Origin of the sequence: Variovorax sp. HW608 (assembly GCF_900090195.1) — a bacterium.
GTDB lineage: Bacteria > Pseudomonadota > Gammaproteobacteria > Burkholderiales > Burkholderiaceae_C > Variovorax.
The window spans coordinates 7,695,069-7,715,011 of record NZ_LT607803.1; the positions used below are offsets into that span (position 1 = coordinate 7,695,069).

The window sequence follows — 19,943 nt, forward strand, 5'->3', positions numbered from 1 at the left end:
TGGATAACTTTCAACAAAAAACACCTCCAAAATAACAAGTGGCCGTTTTTTACGTGGGATGAACCTCACGGGCAAACCATCTTGCAAATACTTTCTTCGTGTTTTTCGACCCCCTTGGGGAGCACTTACAAAGTTAGCGAATAGTGACGTTATGACCGCAAATCATCAAGCCCCCCGTCGTTTACATCTTTCTACTTATTTAGGCGCCGACGGCATCGCGATCATTCCGACCGCTCCCGAGCGCCAGCGCAACCGGGACAGCGACTTCCTGTACCGGCACGACAGCTACTTCTATTACCTGACCGGCTTCACCGAGCCGAACGCCTGGCTGGTGCTGACCGGCGACGGCAAGTCGACGCTGTTCTGCGCGCCGAAGGACCTGGAGCGCGAGATCTGGGACGGCTATCGGCTGGGTCCCGAGGCCGCACCGGGGGTGCTGGGGGTGGACGAGGCGTATTCGGTCGAGGAACTCGATGTGCGGCTGCCGCGGCTGCTCGAGAACAGGTCGGTGGTCTGGTATCCGTTCGCGACGCACAAGGGGCTGGAAACGCGGATCGACGGTTGGCTGTCGTCGGTGCGCGCCCGGGTGCGCTTCGGCGCGCTGTGCCCTGAAGAGCAGCGCGACCTGTGCGGTCCGCTCGACGAGATGCGCCTGGTCAAGGACGCGCACGAACAGGACACGATGCGCCGCGCCGCGCAGATCAGCGCCCGGGCACACGTCCGCGCGATGCAGCTGTCGGCACGCATGCTGCGCGAAGGCAAGGACGTGCGCGAATACCACCTCGACGCCGAGCTGCTGCACGAATTCCGGCTCGGCGGCTCGCAGTGCCCGGCCTACGGCTCGATCGTGGCGGCCGGTGCCAATGCCTGCGTGCTGCACTACCGCGCCGACGTCGCGCCGGTGCGCGACGGCGAACTGGTGCTCATCGATGCCGGCTGCGAGCTCGACGGCTACGCCAGCGACATCACCCGCACTTTTCCGGCCAACGGCAAGTTCACCGGCCCGCAGCGCGCGCTGTACGACCTCGTCCTCGCGAGCCAGGACGCCGCCGTCGCGGCAACCCGCGCCGGCCAGCGCTTCAACGACCCCCACGAAGCGACGGTCAAGGTGCTTTCGCAAGGCATGCTGGACCTGGGCCTGCTCGACGCCAACAAGGTCGGCAGCGTGGACGACGTGGTCGAGAAGCGCGCCTACTTCCCCTTCTATATGCACCGCACCGGCCACTGGCTGGGGATGGACGTCCACGACTGCGGCAGCTACGTCGAGCCGACACAGCTGGGCGAGATCAGCGAGCGCCGCGACCCGCTGTCCAACGAGATCATCAAGAACCGGCCGAGCCGCATCCTGAAGCCGGGCATGGTGCTGACGATCGAACCGGGCATCTACGTGCGGCCGGCCGAGGGCGTGCCCGAGCAGTTCCACAACATCGGCATCCGCATCGAGGACGATGCGATCGTGACCGACACCGGCTGCGAGCTGATCTCGCGCGGCGTGCCGGTCAAGGGCGACGAAATCGAAGCGTTGATGCGCGGTTGAGCGTCAAGCCGCGGCCAGGTGGCCGCGGATGAACGCCTCCTCGAAGATCGAGTAGCCCGACCAGTCGCCGTGCGCGAAGCTGAGGCGGCCGGCACGGACCCGCTCCGGGGCGCCGATCTGCCGCAGCAGCCCGGGCGCCGGAATCGCCATCGCGTGGCCGTAGCGCGTGATGTCGATGCGCGTCGCGAGCGCCGGCAGGTCGGGGTGCGGCACCGACAGCTCCGCGATCAGGTCGTCGCGCCAGCCGCTCCACGGCCGGTCGAGCAGCTGCCTGCGCCCGTCGCCGCCATCGAAGGCGCTGGGCCCGAGCGGGCGGTACCAGCTCAGCACGGTGGCGCGCGGCGTCGGATCCAGGCTCTGATGCCGCGCGTCGACATAGCCGAGCCCGCGCGTGCCGTAGAGCACGTTATCCCAACTCGGCGGCGCCCCGGGCCGGTCGGCCAGCGGCTCGCGCACGTGGATGTTGGCGACGAGCCACGGCGAATGCCGGATCAGCGACCCGGCGCGCCTCAGCACCTCGGGCGGGTTCTCGACCACGCGCGCGGCGATGAAAACCGGCAGCGCCACGATGCATCGCTCGGCCTGCCACCGGATGCCCGATCGCGCCCTGACGTCGAAGGCATCGACCTCCACGCCGCCGCGTGTTTCGGCAATGCGCGTGACCGCATGGCCGGTCTTCAGGCGCTCGCCCAGGGGATCGGCCAGCCGGCGCATGAGCCAGGCATTGCCTTCGGGCCAGGTCAGCACCGCGTCGCGTTCCGGGTTGTCGTCGCCGGGTGCGTGGAATCCGTGGCGGCTCGCGAAGTAGTGGAGCCCCGCCCAGGCCGACACATGGGTCATGCCGGCGCCGTAGTCGTCGCGGCAGCAATAGTCCAGGTACCAGCGCAGCTGCGCGTCGGTGAAGGCTTCGCGGTCGAGCCACGCCTCAAACGAGAGCGCGTCCAGCGAAAGCAGCAGCGGCGCCGTTTCGGCCCTGAGCGTTGGGATCACGAATCGCGCCTCGCGGCGCAGCGCCTCCACGCGCTGCGAGAACCGGCGGTATTGCGCGAGCGTGGCTTCGCCCACGCCCTGCAGCGGCAGCAGGCCGTCCTGCCATTCGCCGCGGAAGTAGAGGCGCTCCTGCGGGCTGTGGCAGAGGTGGCGCTCGTCGTATTCCCAGCGCCCTGCGACGCGCCGGCGAAGGCCGAATTCCTCGAGCAGGTCCTGCACCTCGCGCGCGTGATCGCCGGGCACCGGCAGGTAGTGCGCCCCGAGCGGGCAGGCGATGCCGTTCACCGCACCGCCGCGGCTGTTTCCGCCCGCGCTGTCCTCGAGTTCGAGCAGCACGAAGTCCTCGATCCCGGCGAGCCGCAAGGCACGCGCAGCGGCCAGCCCTGCGATGCCCCCGCCGGCGATCACCACCTGCGTACGGTGCAGGACATCCGGCGCGCCGCCGGCCTGCAAGCTGCCGTCACGCAGTGCATGGCCGCGTGCCACGTCGATGCCCGTGAAGCCGCCTGCGATCCCGGGCGCGGGCTTGCAGCCGGCCAGCACCGCCGCGCCCGCAGCCCCGCCCAGGAACATGCGGCGCTTCACCGCTTGCCCCACTCCTGCTCGTAGGTCGTGACCAGCACCTGGTTCGACAGCCGGTTCACCTCGGCCGGCACCCGCGACATGTCCAGCGGGAAGTCGAACAGGAGCGGCAGGCTCTCGGCCGAAAGAAAGCGCAACCCCTGCGGCAGGGCGCTGGCGCCCGGCAGGCGGTAAGGCCTGTGGCTCGCGATGATGTAGCCCCACTCGCCGAAGCTCGGCACGTGCGCGTGATAGGGCGCGACCTGCAGGCCGACCGATTCGAGGGTCTCAGCGACGGTCCAGAAGCTCTTGCGCGCGATCAGCGGCGAGGTGGTCTGGATCACCGCATAGCCGCTCGCCGAGAGCCGCTTGTCGAGCAGCGCGTAGAAGGAGCTGGTGTAGAGCTTGCCGATGGCGAAATTGGTCGGGTCCGGGAAGTCGACCACGATCACGTCGAACATGTCACCCGGCTGCTGGAGCCACTGGAACGCATCGGCGTTCACGATCCGCACCTTGGGCGACTTGAGCGAACCGCCGTTGAGCGCGGCGAGCGTCTCGTGCTCGGTGAAGAGCCGCGTCATGTTCGGGTCGAGCTCGACCAGCGTCACGCTTTCCACCGACGGGTACTTGAGGATCTCGCGCACCGCCATGCCGTCGCCGCCGCCGAGCACCGCGACCTTCTTCGGCGCGCCGTGCGCCGCCATCGCCGGATGCACCAGCGCTTCGTGATAGCGGTATTCGTCGCGCTCGGCGAACTGCAGGTTGCCGTTGAGGAACAACCGGTAGCCGGCGTTGCCGTGCGTGACCACGATGCGCTGGTAGGGCGAGGTCGCGCTGAAGACGATGCGGTCCTGGTAGAACTTGTCCTCCGCGAGCGTCGTGATGCGGTCGGCCAGGACGAATGCCGCCGCGAGCGCGAGCAGCACCAGCGCACAGGCCGTCGCATGCGCGCCGACCCGCCGCAGCTCGTGGCGGAAGAGCCAGAGCGCCCAGACCGCGACCGCCGCGTTCATGAGGCCGAACAGCAGGCCGGTGCGGATCATCCCGAGCTGCGGCACCAAGAGCAGCGGAAAGGCGATCGACACCGCGAGCGCACCGAGGTAGTCGAAGGTCAGCACCTGCGACACGAGCTCCTTGAGCGCGACATTGCGGCGCAGGATCCGCATCACCAGCGGGATTTCGAGCCCGACCAGGGCGCCGACCACCAGCACCATGCCGTAGAGCAGCAGCCGGAACGCGCCCGGCACATAGGCGTTGGCGATGAAAAGCAGCGCCGGCATTCCGCCGCCGATGAGCGCCACCAGCAACTCGATGCGCAGGAAGTGCGCCGGCAGTTGCCGATCGAAATAGCGCGAGAGCCACGAGCCCACGCCCATGGCGAAGAGATAGGTGCCGATGACGGTGCTGAACTGCAGCACCGAATCGCCGAGCAGGTACGAACTCAGCGCCGCCGCGCTGAGCTCGTAGACCAGCCCGCAGGCCGCGACCACGAACACGCTGGCGAGCAGCGCGATCGCGACGGGCTGCGGGCCGCTCGCGGCGGCCGGACGCGCAGACAAGGCCGTACCGGTCAATGGATGGCCGCAGCCACGATCACGCAGATGCCCAGGCTCATCGCCGCGACGATCACACCCAGCGCCACGTTCTGCTTCTCGACGATCTCCTGCCACAGGTCGTAGGGCGTGAGCTTGTCGATGACGAGGAAGCACAGCCAGAAGATGGCCACGCCCAAAAACGCATAGACGAGCGAGCCGAGGACGACGTCCGGCTTCAACCATTCAAATCTCATGATGAGGACCTCCGGATAAAAACATCATTTGTGGCCGCCGCCACTGGAATAGCCACCGTACGAACCGCCCGAGCTGCGCATGCCGCCGCCACCGCCGCCGGGGCCGCTGCATGTGCTCAGGATGATCAGCAGGATGACGATCACCACCACGACGAGGATGATCGTGCCGCAGCCGACGCCAGCCCCCGCACTCAGCGGCAGCGCGTCGTTGCGCTTGAACATGTCCTTGCGGCCGCCGAGCTTGAATGCGGCGGCCACCGCAGCGCTGTCGATCCTGCTGCCCGACGACCAGGTGAGCTCGTTGGCATAGCGCTCCATCGACAGCAGCGACGAGCCGCTGGCGAAGTCGCGGTTGAAGGTCTTCTGCCCACGCTGGACCTGCCAGTAGAACTCGCCGGCCACGTAGGACGTCTCGGCGTTGTAGGCGTAGAGCTGTTTGTAGACCGTGCCGAGGTAGGTGGCCTTCGATCCGTCCTTGCTCATCGTCGGCGCGCCGGTGGTCGGGCGGACCACGCTCCAGCCGTCTTCCGAGTCCACGAGGAAGCTGAAGCCGCGCTTGCGGTTGAACAGCAGGTATTCGCTCCAGCCGAAATGCTCGTCGTCGCCCGGCGCCACGCCCATGCGGTGCTGGAAGCCGACGACCTGCCAGTCGAGGCCCTGCAGCTGCCCGACCGTGCCGAGCGGGATCAGCGGCTGCACCGGTTCGTCCTGCAGCGCGTGCCGCAGCTTGCCGCCGATGCCCTGGGTCAGGTCGATGATGCTGCTGCACGAGGCGCAGGTGATACTCTTGCTGTCGGCGAGATTGACGGTGACCGTCGCGCCGCAGTTCGGGCAGTTGAAGCTGCGGCCTTTTTCCTCCTTCGCCGATTCGTCTCGCAGGCCGGTGAGCTGCAGGTCCTCGAGCTGCACCGCGCGGCCGAGCCAGGCGCTCGGCGGATCGGTGTCGTATTCCAGGCTCAGCACCTGCCCGTTTTCGCCGCGCAGCTCGACCACTGCGAAGCGGCGGCCCAGTTCGGGCAGCCGGGGCAGTTCGCCCTGGGCGGAGACCAGCGCGGCCTGCTCGTTCGACGTGACGGTGTACGGCTGGCCATGGAAGGCCATGGTCGCGCCGACGCGCAGCTCGGCGGCGGACGGCGCGGCGCGCTGCAGGTCGAAAGGCAGCGCGAAGACGAAGGCGCCGTTGTCCTCGCTCAGGACCCCGGTGCGGTCGTCGTCGAGCGCAGCGATCCATTCGGTCCAGCGTCCGCCGTCGTAGCCGTACTGCAAGCGGCCGATGAGCGTGAACGGCCGATCGTGAACGCGGCCGGCGGCAAAGAGCTGCAGCGGGCTGAAGTCGTCGAACAGCTCCGCCATCTTGCCGGTGCGCGCGAGCGTCTCGCCCTGCCGCACCACCGTGCTGCGGCAGTAGGGGCACACCGCATGCGTCGATTGCGCGGAGCGGAATTCGACCGGCGCGCCGCAGCCGGGGCAGGGCGCGCGGTAGTAGCGCTGGCTGGCGCCGTTCTCAGCCATGGCGCTCCGAAGAGGGCCAACCTGCGGGTGGGTGGTCTGGATGTCCCGCGAAAGCTGCGGGCGTCACACGAGTTTCTTCAGCAGCTCCGCCTTCTTGGCGTCGAATTCTTCCTGCGTGAGGATGCCCTTGGTCTTGAGTTCGGCGAGCTTCTCCAGCGTCGTCATGACGTCGGCCGGATTGACCACCGCGACCACCGGCTGCTGGGCGGGCGCGGCCGCGGCGGCGGCGTTCTGGCTCAGCCCCTGCGACAGGTTCTGCGCCAGCACCTGCCCCAGCGCGACGCCGGCGCCCAGGCCCATCGCATCGCCGGCGATGCCGCTGCCACCGCCGGCGCCTTCGGCGATCTTCGGGATCGCCTGCGCCGTCTGGTACTGCATGAACCTGCCCATGTCGTTGCCGACCATGCCCATGCCGATCTTCTGGTCCAGGACCTTCTGCAGATCTTCGGGCAGCGAGACGTTCTGGACCGTGATGTTCTCGAGCTTGATCCCGATCTTCGCGAACTCGGGCACCAGCTGCGCCGCCAGCGCCCGCGCGAACTCGACCTGGTTGGCGGCGAGGTCGAGGAAGGGCACGCCGCTCGACGCGATCGCGTTGCTGATGTTCTGCAGCACGAGCCCCCGAAGCTGTCCATCGAGGTCGGCCACCGAATACACGCCCCGCGTGCCCGAGATCTCGGTGTGGAACAGCTTCGGATCGCCGATGCGGAAGCTGTAGTTGCCGAAGGCGCGCACCCGCACCGCGCCGAAGTCCTTGTCGCGCACGGTGATCGGCTGCGGCGTGCCCCACTTCTGGTCGACCTGCTGGCGCGTGCTGAAGAAATAGACGTCGCTCTTGAAGGGCGACTCGAAGAGCTTGTCCCAGTTCTTGAGGTAGGTGAGGACCGGCAGGGTCTGCGTGGTGAGCTTGTAGATGCCGGGGCCGAAGACGTCGGCGACCTGGCCTTCGTTGACGAACACGGCCATCTGCGATTCGCGCACCGTGAGCGATGCGCCGTTCTGGATCTCCATGTCGGCCATCGGGAAGCGCCATGCCAGGGTGCCGTCGCCGGTCTCGGTCCACTGGATGATGTCGATGAACTGCTTCTTGATGAAATCCATCAGCGCCATGGAGCTGCTCCTACAAATGCTCGGTCGGTGATATTGCCACACCGCGGAAGCCCTGCCCGCCGTGCATTTCCGTGCTTCCCGGCGAAGCCCACGTTTCATGAGCGAAAGGAGGCGAGGTCTACAATCGGCGCCCTTTCTAGAAGCGTCACAGGAGGCACGGCCCAATGTCCGATCCGACTTCATCGATTCCCTCGCCCGAGGACAAACGTGCCGAGCTGCGTCGCGCCGCCCTCGAATACCACGAGCATCCGGTCCCGGGAAAGATCGCGATCGCCGCGACCAAGCAGATGATCAACCAGCGCGACCTCGCGCTGGCCTATTCGCCCGGCGTGGCGGCCCCCTGCGAGGAAATCGTCAAGGACCCGGTCAACGCCTTCAAGTACACCGCGCGCGGCAACCTCGTGGCGGTGATCTCCAACGGCACTGCGGTGCTGGGCCTCGGCGACATCGGCCCGCTGGCTTCCAAGCCGGTGATGGAAGGCAAGGGCGTGCTCTTCAAGAAGTTCGCCGGCGTCGATGTGTTCGACATCGAGATCGACGAGAAGGACCCGGCCAAGCTGGTCGAGGTCATCGCCGCGCTGGAGCCCACTTTCGGCGCCATCAACCTCGAGGACATCAAGGCCCCGGACTGCTTCTATGTCGAGCGCGAACTGCGCAAGCGCATGAAGATCCCGGTCTTCCACGACGACCAGCACGGCACCGCGATCACCGTCGCCGCGGCGATGCTCAACGGCCTGAAGGTCGTCGGCAAGGACATCTCGCAGGTCAAGCTCGTCACTTCCGGCGCGGGCGCCGCGGCGCTGGCCTGCCTGAACCTGCTGCTCAAGGTGGGGCTGAAGCGCGAGAACGTCTACGTGACCGACCTCGCCGGCGTGGTCTACGAAGGCCGTACCGAGCTGATGGACGACGACAAGCGCCAGTACATGCAGAAGACCGACGCGCGCACCCTGTCCGAGGTGATCGAGGGCGCGGACGTGTTCCTGGGCCTCTCGGCCGGCGGCGTGCTCAAGCCCGCGATGGTCGCGAAGATGGCGGCCAAGCCCGTGATCTTCGCGCTGGCGAATCCGAACCCCGAGATCGCGCCCGAAGACGCGCATGCGGTGCGCGACGACGTGGTCATGGCCACCGGCCGCACCGACTACCCGAACCAGGTCAACAACGTCCTGTGCTTCCCGTACATCTTCCGCGGCGCGCTCGACTGCGGCGCGACCACCATCACCGATGAGATGGAAGTGGCGGCGGTGCATGCCATCGCCGAACTCGCGCAGGCCGAGCAGAGCGAGCGCGTGGCCGCCGCGTATGCGGGCGAGAAGCTCAGCTTCGGCCCCGAATACCTGATTCCGAAGCCCTTCGATCCGCGGCTGATGATGAAGATCGCGCCCGCGGTCGCCAAGGCGGCGGCCGACAGCGGCGTGGCGCTGCGGCCGATCGCCGACCTCGACGCCTACCGCGACAAGCTGCAGACCTTCGTCTATGCCTCCGGCACCACGATGAAGCCGATCTTCGACGCCGCCAAGCGCGCGCCGAAGAAGCGGGTCGCCTTCTGCGAAGGCGAAGAAGAGCGCGTGCTGCGCGCCGCCCAGATCGTGGTCGACGAAGGCATCGCACGGCCGACGCTGATCGGCCGGCCGGCCATCATCGCGCAGCGCATCGAGAAGTTCGGCCTGCGCCTGAAGCAGGACGTGCACTACGACATCGTCAACGTCGAGTGGGACCAGCGCTACCGCGATTTCTGGCAGACCTACCACCGGATGACCGAGCGCAAGGGCACGACGGTGCAGACCGCGAAGATCGAGATGCGCCGTCGCCTGACGCTGATCGGCTCGATGCTGCTGCACAAGGGCGACGTGGACGGGATGATCTGCGGCACCTGGGGCACGACCGCGATCCATCTGCACTACATCGACCAGGTCATCGGCAAGCGTCCCGGCGGCTGCGCCAGCACGTCGCAGAACGTGCCGATCTACGCCTGCATGAACGGCCTGCTGCTGCCGAACCGGCAGCTGTTCCTGGTCGACACGCACGTCAACTACGACCCGACGCCCGAAGAACTCGCGGAGATCACGACGATGGCGGCGGAAGAGATGATGCGCTTCGGCATCAAGCCCAAGGCGGCGCTGCTGTCGCACTCGAATTTCGGCAGCAGCAACCAGCCCAGCGCGATCAAGATGCGGCAGACGCTGGAACTGCTGCGCACCCAGGCGCCGTGGCTCGAAGTGGACGGCGAAATGCACGGCGACGTTGCTTTGGACGGCAAGCAGCGCGCATCGGTCATGCCGCACAGCGCGCTGTCCGGCGACGCCAATCTGCTCGTGTTCCCGAACATCGATTCGGCCAATATTGCCTACAACCTGCTCAAGACGGCGGCCGGCGGCAACATCGCGATCGGCCCGGTCCTGCTCGGAGCGGCCAAGCCTGTGCACATTCTCACGCCGAGTGCGACTGTTCGGCGCATCGTGAACATGACGGCGCTGACCGTGGCCGACGCGAACGCCGAAAGGTAAGCGCACCTCCGCAAGCAAGCGCTGACTTCCTGACGGCCGCCAATCCCATTCGCCTGCTCAAAGATTGAGCAGGCGCTTGCTATTTGCGCGCCCCTGGTGCACACTTACGGGCTTGAATTTGAGGGTTTACCCCAATGGGTGGACCCCGATTCGGCCCTCGCTCTTTTTTCTGGTGCCCCATGGCGGTTTTCGCCTCGATTTCGTCCCCTGTGTCCAAGTTTGCGCTCACTAGCTTGCTGCTGGTGGCTCTCGCGAATGGTGTCCAGGCACGCGAATGGACCGGCACCCGTACCGGCCAGCCGGCACAGGAAACGATCGCGCTGGCCGAATTGCCGGTGCAAGGCCAGCGTACCTACGAGGCCATCTTCAGGGGTGGCCCTTTCCGCTATGAGAAGGACGGCATCGTGTTCGGCAACCGCGAACGCCTGCTGCCTCAGGAACGTCGAGGCCACTACCGAGAGTACACGGTCGAAACGCCCGGTTCGCGTGATCGTGGTGCGAAGCGGATCGTCTGCGGAGGCGAGCGCACGACACCAACGTCCTGCTGGTATACGGCGGATCACTACGCGAGCTTCAGGCGGATCGTTCCCTGAGCGATGAAATGAATTTGGAGAGGCGCAGAACTGCGTCCTGAGAAATGATGACGACAACCATGGAAAGACCAGCGGAGATGACCCAATCCCTTCGTGGCGTGCGACCCAACATCGTGCAGTCGATTCGCGCGTTTCGCGTGAGCGACCTGCAGGAGGCAGCACATGCGGCCGGTCAGCACTTTCTGTATGCCAACCTCGGCAACGCCCAGACCAAGCAGGACGTCCTGGATCTGATCGCGCAGCAATTCATGTTCCCCCAGCACTTCGGGAAGAACTTCGACGCGCTCTACGACTGCATGACGGATCCGCTGCACAAGTCGGGCCCGCAGCCGGGCTTCGTCATCGTCCTCGAACAGATTCCCGCCAACGCCAAGTTCGACAAGGAAGCGCGCGAGCAGCTTCTCGACATCTTCCGCGACGCGGCGGACTACTGGGGGGATCGGAAAATTCCTTTCCGGTGCTTCTATTCTTTTCTGTAGCCCGTTCTGCACAAACCAGCCAAGCAGAACGGGCGAACGAGGCTCAGCAAAACGGCGCCGCAGGTGCCGAGGTCGAAAAGGCGCAAGAGGCCGACCCGACGGCGGAAAAGATGCCGACGGACAAATTGGTCGACGTGTCCCCGTTGGCGCTGCGCATGAGCAGCCCCTTCAACGCCGGGTACTGGCTCGCAGCCGCCTGATTGTTGCTCGCCCCCAGGCTTGCTCACTTCGTGTAGCCGCCAACCCCCTACCGGGGGCAACACCAGCGGCCCGGCAGAGCCGGTTCCGCGGTGTTTCACCAACGAAAGCCCGTCGATGACGGGCTTTTTCACTTTCGGAGCTGCTGGGCGAGGGCGAGGTACTCGGCGACCGGGACTTCCTCCGCGCGGCGCTGGGTGTCGAAGGCGCCGGCGAAGTTCTTCTGCTCCAGCCACTTGCCGAGGCTGTGGCGCAGGAGCTTGCGGCGCTGGCTGAAGGCCACCTGCACGACTTCGCCGAGCAGATCGGCATCGACCTCTGGCGGCTCGGCGAAAGGCACCATCCGCACCACGGCGCTGTCGACGCGCGGCGGCGGATCGAAGCTCTCGGGCGGCACGAAGAGGATGTTGTCCATGGCATAGCGCCACTGCAGCATCACGCTCAGGCGGCCGTAGTCGGAGGTCGCGGGCACTGCGACCATGCGGTCGATCACTTCCTTTTGCAGCATGAAATGCTGGTCGGCGATCAGGTCCGCGAAGTCCAGCAGATGGAAAAGGATGGGCGTCGAGATGTTGTAGGGCAGATTTCCGACGACGCGAAGCCGCGTGGCGGGGCGGCGCCGCCAGCCGGGCCGCGAGCGCCGCGAAATCAACCTTCAACACGTCGGATTCCACGACGTCGAGCTGGCCATGTCTGCGCAGGCGCTCGGCCAGATCGCGGTCGAGCTCGATCACCGTCAGGCGACCCAGTCGCTCCACGAGCGGCTGCGTCAGGGCCGCGAGACCGGGGCCGATCTCGACCATCGCATCGCCGGGTTTCGGGGCGATCTCGCGCACGATCGCATCGATGATGGCCATGTCTGCCAGGAAGTGCTGGCCGAACCGCTTGCGGGGGATGTGCTGCCTCACCCCCGCGCTCCACGCGCGGAGGCCCTGAAACGGGTGGTCTTCATCCCGCGGCCATCATGACTGTGGGGGTTCGCGGTATTCCACATAGGCACGCGCACGAACCTCCTGGGCCCAGGTTTCGCTGTTCTGCTCGATCTTCTTCTCGCGCAGCACTGCGCGGGCGGCCTCGCGCTGCTCGACCTGCGTGGGCTTGGTGTCGCGCCGATCGAGCACCTGGATCAGGTGCACGCCAAAGCGCGACACCACGGGGTCGCTGATCTGGCCGGGACTGAGGCGGTTCATCGCCTCCTCGAACTCGGGCACGAACTGGCCGGGTCGCGACCACCCGAGGTCGCCGCCACTCTTGGCGCTTCCGTCCTCCGAGTTGTCGCGAGCGAGGCCCGCAAAATCAGCGACGCCGCGCTGGATGCGATCCTTGAAATCGTTCAGCTGAGCGACCGATTGGGCCGTGGTGCGCTTGGGATCGTTGCGCAACAGGATGTGGCGGACCTGCGTCTGCGTGATGACGGCATCGCCGACACCCGGCTGCGACTTGGCCAGCAGCTTCAGCACATGGAAGCCGGCGCCCGAGCGGATCGGTCCCACGATGCCGCCCACCGGCGTCGAATGTGTCGCCTCCACGAAGAGCGGGGGATAGCGTTCGGCGCTGCGCATGCCCATGGCGCCGCCGCCGGCACGGTCCGGCGCATCGGAGTTTTCCTGGACGAGCTTGCTGAAGTCTTCGCCGGCGCGGGCGCGTTGGGCGAGGCCCTGCGCGCGCTGCTGCAGCTTGGCCACATCCGCATCGCTCGCGTTCTCGGGGACGATGACCAGCAGCTGCGCGATGTTGAGGTTCGGAGCAATCGACGCATTTCCGCCGCTGCGCTGCTCGCGAATGTACTGGTCGACCTCGACGTCGCTGATCTTGACCTTGGATTCGACCTCGCTGTTGCGCAGGCGCGTGAGCGTGAGCTGATCTCGCAGCTCGCGCCGGAACTGGTCCTGCGACATGCCTTCGGCGGCGACCCGGCGCCGCAGCTCGGTCACCGTGATCTGGTTCTGCCGGGCCACGGTCTGTTCGGCCTGGTCGACCGCCAGATCGTCGATCTTGATGCCGGACTCCTTGGCGAGCTGCAGCATCGCGCGCTCGGTGATCATCCGCTCGAGCACGAGGCGCGTGACTTCGGCGCGCGGCATCCGTTCGGCTTCGGGATTCTCGCGCAGCACGCGCGCCACCCGAAGCTGGACCTCGGTGTTGGTGACCGGCTCGGAGTTGACCAGCGCCACGATGTATTCGGCCGACCGCTGCACATTGGGCGCCGGCGAGCTTGCGGCCGGCGGCGGCACGATGCGCGGGCCGGCACGCATGATGTCGGTGATGCCCAGGCCCTGCGCGCCGGCGGAGGCCGCCAGAGTCGCGAGACAGGCCAGCGTAACGATGGAGCGAATGTGTTTCATGGCGAGGCTCTATCTATCTCAGTCGTAATTGGTGTAGCGGCTCGGCGCCAGCGTCGGCTGACGCAGCGGCGTGTAGCGTTGGATGTTCTGCGTCAGAGTGCGCGCCGGATTCGTTCCCACGCTTGCGAAGCCGACGAGTTCGAGCTGGAACATGATGCGGGTGCTGGCTGTGACCTGCCCGGTGGTGATCCGTTCCACCACCACGCGGCCGATCCAGCAGCAGCCGTCGTATTCCAGGCCGAGCACGCCGTCCGTCAGCTTGCTGTCCTGCAGACTGTAATTCAGACGGCCTACAGCGTACCAGCGTCCGCCCCCTTGCCCCCGCCCGGGACCCAGATCCTTGCCGTAGTCGCCCCAGAGATCGTTGATCGGCCACTGCCAGCCGACGTCGATCGACCTGCTGCCGTCGTTGGAGGTCGACGTGGTGTCGGCCTGGTAACGGTAGGCAGCACTGATGGTGCGGTACGGGCCGGGGTTGTAGCGCGCGCTGATCGCGGTTCGGGTCGAGTCGTGCTGGTCCGGGTTGTATTGGACCGTGCCGTCCACGCTCCACTTCGGCGTCCAGTTGATCTGCGCGCCCAGCAGGATGTCGCTGAAACGATCGGTAACCGGCGTGCCATTTGGCAAGGTGACCAGTTGGTTCGCGAAGCGCAGTCGCTGCGCGATGCCGAATCGCGCCGCTTCGGCGCCGGTGTCGGGATCGATCAGGCGCGACGTGACCCCGAGGGTGAGCAGGTTGCTGTCGGAGATCCGGTCGTTGCCCGAGAAGGCGTTCTCGGTGTAGACGGTCGCGAAGCTGAAGTCGTTGGCTGCCGAATCGTAGTTCGGCAGGTCGTTCTGGTTGCGGAACGGCGTGTAGACGTAGAAGGCACGCGGCTCGAGCGTCTGGCGGAACGCGCGCCCGAAGTAGCTGGCGTCGCGCTCGAAGATCATGCCGCTGTCGAGGCTGAAGGTCGGCACCACGCGGGTGGCCGAGGTCGCGCCATTGGTGAGGAGCGGCGCGTCGAACTGGTAGGCGGTCGCGTTCAGCATCACCTTCGGGATGACGAAGGTGCCCGGCGTCAGGAAGGGGCGGCTCAGCGAGGCCAGGCCGAACACGCGCTCGCCGTCGGGCTGCACGTAGCCGGCGAGTTGCTGCTGCAGCGCTTGGCTGGGGCCGCGGAAGCGCGAGTAGTCGGTGTTGAGCGTGAAGTCGAAGCCGTTCCAGTCGTACTTGTTGTAGTCCGCGGTGATCTGCGGCAGGCGGTCGTACGGCGGCAGGATCGGCGAAGGCGCGTACTGGAGCGTCTGGTAGCTCAACGCGCGCGCCATGCCGCTCCAGTCGCCGGAGGTCCAGCGCAGGATGCCGTCGTTGGCCAGCAGCCGCTGCGTGAGCGACGGCGTGCGCGTGAAGTCGCGCCAGTAGTCGTCATCGCTCACGCGGTTGATGTTCAGCGTGCCGGTCAGTGAGTCGAGCCCCAGCGGCTTGGCATCGAAGCGCTGCTCGTGGTGCGTCCAGACGCCCCAGCGATCGCGATCGCGCAGCTTGTCGTCCGGCATGTAGTCGGCACGGATCTCGCCGCTGTACGTCGGCTCGAGGTAGCGGAACTCGGTGCCGAGGTTGATGCCGCGCTTGCTCATGAAGGTCGGATAGAGCGTTGCGTCGCGATTGGGCGCGATGTTCCAGTAGTACGGCGTCGTGACCTCGAAGCCGTTCACGCTGTCGATCCCGACGACCGGCGGCAGCAGGCCCGTCTTGCGAGCATTGCTCAGCGGGAAGCTGATCGACGGGAACGGTGGCGTGCTGACGCCCATGAAGGTGATCTGGGCGCTGGTGGCGACGCCGACGTTCTCCTCGGTATCGGTGGTGATGGTGCGGGCCCGGAGCAGCCAGGCCGGCATCCAGCCCGGATAGTCCTCCGGCCGGCAGGTGGTGTAGGTGGCCATGCGGGCCACCGACACGTTGCTGTCGATGAAGTCGATGCGCTCCGCGTCGCCATGTCCGCCGTTGGCGAGAAACTCGTAGCGCACCTTGTTGAAGAAGCCCTCGAAGGTCTCGATCTTGAGCTCGAGCTCCGGGCCTTCGTAGATGTTGCCGGCCTGGTTGACATGCACGTTGCCGGTCGCCCGGGCGCGATCCTCGGGCTGGTAGTACTCGAGGCGGTCGGCGCGGATCAGGGTGTCGCCGCGACGCAGCGTGGCATTGCCTTCCACCACCGTGCCGAGGTCGGGCTGCCCGAAGATGCGGTCCCCGTCGATGAAGCTCGGCATCCGCCCGCGCAGGTTCTCCGGAACCACCTCGGTGAGCTGGGGTGTGCGCTTGAGCACCAGCGGTGCATCCAGGTCCGCCTCCTGCGCCCACGCGCCATGCGCATGCAGCAGGGCGAGCGACAGCACGGCCAGCGGCAAAGGCGGGCGGCACCGGCGCCAGGCGGCTCGGTTCAGGTCAGGCATCGGTAGGGAAGGACAAATAGCGTCTGGAGGGGAACGCGGCGCCCCGGGGGCCGTCGGGTTGAGAGGCTCCGCGCCAGGCGGATTTGTAGAATTGATTATCCATGACAGCCTCTTCGATCCCGGCCCGCGGCGCCGCGACAGTTTCTCAATCCCCCGTGTGGACAGACGCGGCGCGGGCCCAGACTTTTCAGCGCTGGATGGAACGGATCGCGCCGCAACACCAGTTGCTTCCCGATACGGTCCGCCTTGCCTCGGCCGATGCCAGCTTCAGGCGCTACTTCCGCGTCAACACGAGCGGCGAGGCGCTGACGCGCATCGTGATGGATGCACCGCCCGCACAGGAAAACAGCGCGCCGTTCGTCCACGTCGCCGAGCTGATGGCCGGCGCCGGCGTCAAGGCCCCGCAAATCCTCGAATGGGACCGGGAAAACGGCTTCCTGCTGCTCGACGACCTGGGCTTCCAGACCATGCTCGACGTGATCGACCCGGCCGATCCCGCTGCCGCGCGTCCGCTCTACGAGCAGGCGATCGACAGCCTGATCCGCTGGCAGCTCGCTTCGAAGCCCGACGTGCTTCCCCCGTACGACAAGGCACTGCTGGAGCGCGAGCTCTCGCTGTTTCCGCAGTGGTACATCGGCCGGCACCGCGGCATCGCGGTCGAAGGCAAGCTCAAGGAGCGCCTGGACCGCACGTTCGGCCTGATCGTGGAGAACAACCTCGCGGCGCCGCAGGTCTACGTGCACCGCGATTTCATGCCACGCAACCTGATGGTCAATGACGGCGCGCCGCTCGGCGTGCTGGACTTCCAGGACGCCGTTCACGGCCCGATCACCTACGACATCGCGAGCCTGATGCGCGATGCCTTCCTGAGCTGGGAAGAGGACTTCGTGATCGACATGACCGTGCGCTACTGGCAGAAGGCCCGCAAGGCCGGGTTGCCCGTCGACGAGGACTTCGGCGCCTTCTATCGCGCGGTCGAATGGATGGGCCTGCAGCGCCACCTGAAGGTGGCCGGCATCTTCGCGCGCCTCACGCTGCGCGACGGCAAGCCGAAGTACCTGGCCGATGCGCCGCGCTTCATCAGCTACATCCGGGCCACCGCGGGCCGTTATCGCGAACTCGCGCCGCTGTTGCGCGTGATCGACGAGATCGAGGGCACGCAGCCGCAAACCGGCTTCGCCTACGGAAGGGTATGACGTTCTCCCCCAGGCTTCGCGCGCGCGCCATGGGAAGCTGACGTGGCCCGGATTCACTGCGCCGTCGCGCTGGCTTCCAACAGTTCACTCTCGCTGCCGCCCGGTGCTGCGCGCCACGTGCAGGTGCTGCGGATGCAGCCCGGCGACAGCCTGACGCTGTTCGACGGCTCCGGCGGTGAATACGCGGCGACCGTCGAGCGCATGGGCCGAAGCGACGTCGAGGTGCGCGTGGGCGAGCACAGCGCGATCGAACGCGAAGCCGCACGCGCCGTGCACCTCGCGGTCGGCATGCCGGCCAACGAGCGCATGGACTGGCTGGTCGAGAAGGCCACCGAACTCGGCGTCGCCAGCATCCAGCCGCTGATGACGGCGCATGCCGTGCTCCGGCTCTCCGGCGAGCGCGCCGACAAGAAACGCGCGCACTGGGAGGCCATCGCCATCGCGGCGTGCGAGCAGTGCGGGCGCAATCGCGTGCCGAAGATCCACCCGGTGCAGACCTTCGCGAACTGGCTCGCTGCATCGAGCGCCGATCCAGGGCGATTCGTCCTGAGTTTCGCGCAAGGATCGCGACCCCTGCGCGATGTCGCGCCGAACGAAGGCGCCGACGCATGGGTGCTGAGCGGGCCCGAAGGCGGCCTCAGCAACGCCGAGGAGTCGGATGCGATCGAGCGCGGCTTCGTGCCGGTCTCGCTCGGCCCACGTGTCCTGCGCGCCGAGACGGCGGCGCTCGCCGCGCTCGCATCGCTGTCCTGACTGTCCGCAAACGCCCCGATCCCCTTTGCTCCCATGTCATTGCGACTGTCTTCCTTCCGATTCGCGCCCGTCATGCTCGCGGCGCTTTGCGCCGCAGCCGGCGCACAGGCCCAGAGCAATGCGGTAGCCCCGACGCCTTCGCAGGTGCGCCCGGCGGTCGATCAGGCCTACACGCAGCTTCTCGCCGCACCCGCCATCAAGGACTTGCTCGACGCGCTCCAGGCCGACCATGAGCGCTCCGTCGAAGACCTGAAGATGCTCACCGAGATCGAGGCGCCGCCCTTCAAGGAGCACAAGCGCGCCGAGGCCTTTCTTGCGCGCCTGAAGGCCCTCGGCCTCGGCGACGCGAAGATCGACAGCGAAGGCAACGTGATCGGCGTTCGCAAGGGCACCGGCAACGGCCCCAGGCTGCTGATCTCGGCGCACCTCGACACGGTCTTCCCCGCCGGCACCGACGTGAAGGTCAAGGAGCGCGACGGCAGGCTCTACGCGCCCGGCATCTCCGACGACACGCGCGGGCTCTCGGTGCTCCTGTCGTGGCTCAAGGTGCTGAACGACAACAAGATCCAGACCGTGGGCGACCTGATCTTTGCCGGCAACATCGGCGAGGAAGAACTCGGCAACCTGCGCGGCATGAAGGCGATCTTCCGCGACCACCTCGACATCGACGGGATGGTCGGCCTCGAGCCCGCGCCGGACGGCAACGTGTTGGTGCTCGGCACCGCCAGCCACCGCTACGAAGTGAGCTTCAAGGGTCCGGGCGGGCATAGCTACGCGGCCTTCGGACAGGTGCCCAGCGCGATCCACGCCATGGGCCGCGCGATCGCGAAGATCGCCGACATCAAGACGCCGAGCTTTCCCAAGACGACGTTCACCGTCGGCCTCGTGAGCGGCGGCACGTCGGTCAACACGATCGCGCCGGACGCGCGCATGGCGGTGGACATCCGGTCCGACGACACGGCCGCGCTGCTCGAGACCGAGAAGAAGATCCTCGCCGCGGTCGACGAAGCGGTGGCGGAGGAGAACAGGCGCTGGAACGTCACGACCCTCGGCGCCACCAGCAAGCTGATCGGCGAGCGGCCCGGCGGCCGTACCGGATCGGACTCCGTGATCGTCGAGGCGGCCGTGCGCGCCAATTCGGCTTTCGGCCACAAGACGCTGCTGTCGGGCGCCAGCACCGACGCCAACGTGCCGATGTCGCTCGGCATTCCCGCGATCATCATCGGCAGCGGCGGCAAGACCGGCGGCTTTCACGCACTGTCCGAATGGATCGACGTGACAGAGGGCTGGAAGGGCGCGCAGAATGCCCTGGTGACCGTGCTCGGACTGGTCGGCGTACAGGGCGTCAGTGAACCGCTGCTGCCGAAGCGCCCGCCGCGTTCCAGGTAGGGCACACTCCTTCCATTTGACATCTGAATCTCTAGAGGAGCCCATCATGGGATTGCTCGACTCGGTTCTCGGACAAGTGCTCGGTGGCGCTCAGGCGCAACCACAGACAGGCGGCATCGGCAGTCTCGGCGGCCCGGGCGGGCTGAGCGATCTGGGCAACATCGCCGGCGCGCTCGGCGGCCTGCTTGCCAACAACGGCGAGCAAGGCGGACTGGGTGGGCTGGTGTCGAAGTTCGAGCAGGCGGGCATGGGCGATGTCATCGGCTCGTGGATCGGCCACGGCGAGAACGCGCCGATTTCCGGCGGGCAGCTCCACAACGTGCTCGGCGACGACGTCGTCTCCGGCATCGCGCAGAAGCTCGGCATGAACAGCGCGACCCTGCTGCCATTGCTCGCCACCTTGCTGCCGACGCTGATCGACCACCTCACGCCCAAGGGCCAGGTGCCGGCCGAAGGGTTGGGCAACCAGGACGATCTGCTCTCCTCGCTCAGCGGACTGCTGCAGAAGGGTTGACGAAGAAAGCCCCGTCATTTCGACAGGAAGATGGCGCCGC

16 protein-coding genes and 1 pseudogene are annotated in these 19,943 nt (G+C 66.8%); 9 read left to right on the top strand and 8 right to left on the bottom strand.

Translation table 11 applies throughout. From position 1 onward, the window contains the following. Positions 1 to 151: 151 nt before the first annotated feature. Positions 152 to 1,537, top strand: a complete 1,386-nt coding sequence (locus tag VAR608DRAFT_RS36410) for an aminopeptidase P N-terminal domain-containing protein (RefSeq protein ID WP_088958490.1) — start codon at positions 152 to 154, stop codon at positions 1,535 to 1,537. Positions 1,538 to 1,540: 3 nt separating this feature from the next. Here VAR608DRAFT_RS36410 and VAR608DRAFT_RS36415 read toward each other — a convergent pair whose 3' ends face one another. From VAR608DRAFT_RS36415 to VAR608DRAFT_RS36435, 5 genes are all read right to left on the bottom strand, one after another. Continuing rightward, positions 1,541 to 3,112, bottom strand: coding sequence for an FAD-dependent oxidoreductase (locus VAR608DRAFT_RS36415; protein ID WP_088958491.1), 1,572 nt, complete (start codon positions 3,110 to 3,112; stop codon positions 1,541 to 1,543). Continuing rightward, on the bottom strand, positions 3,109 to 4,647 hold the full coding sequence (locus VAR608DRAFT_RS36420; RefSeq protein WP_088958492.1) for a polyamine aminopropyltransferase: 1,539 nt from the start codon (positions 4,645 to 4,647) through the stop codon (positions 3,109 to 3,111). The genes VAR608DRAFT_RS36415 and VAR608DRAFT_RS36420 overlap by 4 nt, the downstream gene beginning before the upstream one ends. 11 nt (positions 4,648 to 4,658) lie before the next feature. Further along, positions 4,659 to 4,877: a DUF350 domain-containing protein gene (locus tag VAR608DRAFT_RS36425; protein WP_088958493.1), complete on the bottom strand. Its 219-nt coding sequence runs from the start codon at positions 4,875 to 4,877 to the stop codon at positions 4,659 to 4,661. A gap of 24 nt (positions 4,878 to 4,901) precedes the next feature. Continuing rightward, positions 4,902 to 6,389 carry a DUF4178 domain-containing protein gene (locus VAR608DRAFT_RS36430; protein ID WP_088958494.1) on the bottom strand — a complete coding sequence of 496 codons (1,488 nt, stop codon included), beginning with the start codon at positions 6,387 to 6,389 and terminating at the stop codon, positions 4,902 to 4,904. Positions 6,390 to 6,452: 63 nt separating this feature from the next. Further along, positions 6,453 to 7,499 (bottom strand): SPFH domain-containing protein, encoded by a 1,047-nt coding sequence (locus tag VAR608DRAFT_RS36435; RefSeq protein WP_088958495.1) that lies wholly within the window; start codon positions 7,497 to 7,499, stop codon positions 6,453 to 6,455. Between the two features lie 164 nt (positions 7,500 to 7,663). Between VAR608DRAFT_RS36435 and VAR608DRAFT_RS36440 the strand changes: the two genes are divergently transcribed. The 4 genes from VAR608DRAFT_RS36440 to VAR608DRAFT_RS37360 all read left to right on the top strand — a co-directional run bounded on the left by VAR608DRAFT_RS36440 (position 7,664) and on the right by VAR608DRAFT_RS37360 (position 11,275). After that, the gene (locus VAR608DRAFT_RS36440) at positions 7,664 to 10,003 is read left to right on the top strand and encodes an NADP-dependent malic enzyme (RefSeq protein ID WP_088958496.1); all 2,340 of its coding nucleotides are present in this window, start codon (positions 7,664 to 7,666) and stop codon (positions 10,001 to 10,003) included. A gap of 179 nt (positions 10,004 to 10,182) precedes the next feature. Then, positions 10,183 to 10,596, top strand: a complete 414-nt coding sequence (locus tag VAR608DRAFT_RS36445) for a ribonuclease domain-containing protein (RefSeq protein WP_088958497.1) — start codon at positions 10,183 to 10,185, stop codon at positions 10,594 to 10,596. A gap of 59 nt (positions 10,597 to 10,655) precedes the next feature. Beyond that, complete coding sequence (locus tag VAR608DRAFT_RS36450) at positions 10,656 to 11,075, top strand: barstar family protein (protein ID WP_231973081.1); 420 nt, start codon at positions 10,656 to 10,658, stop codon at positions 11,073 to 11,075. Continuing rightward, positions 11,054 to 11,275, top strand: coding sequence for a hypothetical protein (locus tag VAR608DRAFT_RS37360; RefSeq protein WP_157731202.1), 222 nt, complete (start codon positions 11,054 to 11,056; stop codon positions 11,273 to 11,275). Before VAR608DRAFT_RS36450 ends, VAR608DRAFT_RS37360 begins: the two co-directional genes overlap by 22 nt. A gap of 128 nt (positions 11,276 to 11,403) precedes the next feature. On the opposite strand, the pseudogene rsmA reads toward VAR608DRAFT_RS37360, so the two are convergent. The 3 genes and pseudogenes from rsmA to VAR608DRAFT_RS36465 all read right to left on the bottom strand — a co-directional run bounded on the left by rsmA (position 11,404) and on the right by VAR608DRAFT_RS36465 (position 16,051). Next, a pseudogene (gene rsmA, locus VAR608DRAFT_RS36455) lies at positions 11,404 to 12,130 on the bottom strand (16S rRNA (adenine(1518)-N(6)/adenine(1519)-N(6))-dimethyltransferase RsmA). Positions 12,131 to 12,235: 105 nt separating this feature from the next. Then, on the bottom strand, positions 12,236 to 13,618 hold the full coding sequence (locus VAR608DRAFT_RS36460; RefSeq protein ID WP_088958498.1) for a peptidylprolyl isomerase: 1,383 nt from the start codon (positions 13,616 to 13,618) through the stop codon (positions 12,236 to 12,238). A gap of 18 nt (positions 13,619 to 13,636) precedes the next feature. Further along, positions 13,637 to 16,051 carry an LPS-assembly protein LptD gene (locus VAR608DRAFT_RS36465; RefSeq protein ID WP_088958499.1) on the bottom strand — a complete coding sequence of 805 codons (2,415 nt, stop codon included), beginning with the start codon at positions 16,049 to 16,051 and terminating at the stop codon, positions 13,637 to 13,639. A 101-nt stretch (positions 16,052 to 16,152) separates the two neighbouring features. Between VAR608DRAFT_RS36465 and VAR608DRAFT_RS36470 the strand changes: the two genes are divergently transcribed. From VAR608DRAFT_RS36470 to VAR608DRAFT_RS36485, 4 genes are read left to right on the top strand one after another with little or no spacing between them, the layout of a single operon-like run. Continuing rightward, a complete protein-coding gene (locus tag VAR608DRAFT_RS36470) occupies positions 16,153 to 17,247 on the top strand; it encodes an aminoglycoside phosphotransferase family protein (protein WP_088958500.1) in 1,095 nt (364 codons plus the stop codon). Between the two features lie 42 nt (positions 17,248 to 17,289). Beyond that, entirely contained in the window at positions 17,290 to 18,000 is a 711-nt protein-coding gene (locus VAR608DRAFT_RS36475; RefSeq protein WP_088958501.1) for a 16S rRNA (uracil(1498)-N(3))-methyltransferase, read from the top strand. Positions 18,001 to 18,033: 33 nt separating this feature from the next. Next, on the top strand, positions 18,034 to 19,389 hold the full coding sequence (locus VAR608DRAFT_RS36480) for a M20/M25/M40 family metallo-hydrolase (protein WP_172843950.1): 1,356 nt from the start codon (positions 18,034 to 18,036) through the stop codon (positions 19,387 to 19,389). 46 nt (positions 19,390 to 19,435) lie between these two features. Then, positions 19,436 to 19,903 (top strand): YidB family protein, encoded by a 468-nt coding sequence (locus VAR608DRAFT_RS36485; RefSeq protein ID WP_088958503.1) that lies wholly within the window; start codon positions 19,436 to 19,438, stop codon positions 19,901 to 19,903. Positions 19,904 to 19,943 lie beyond the last annotated feature (40 nt).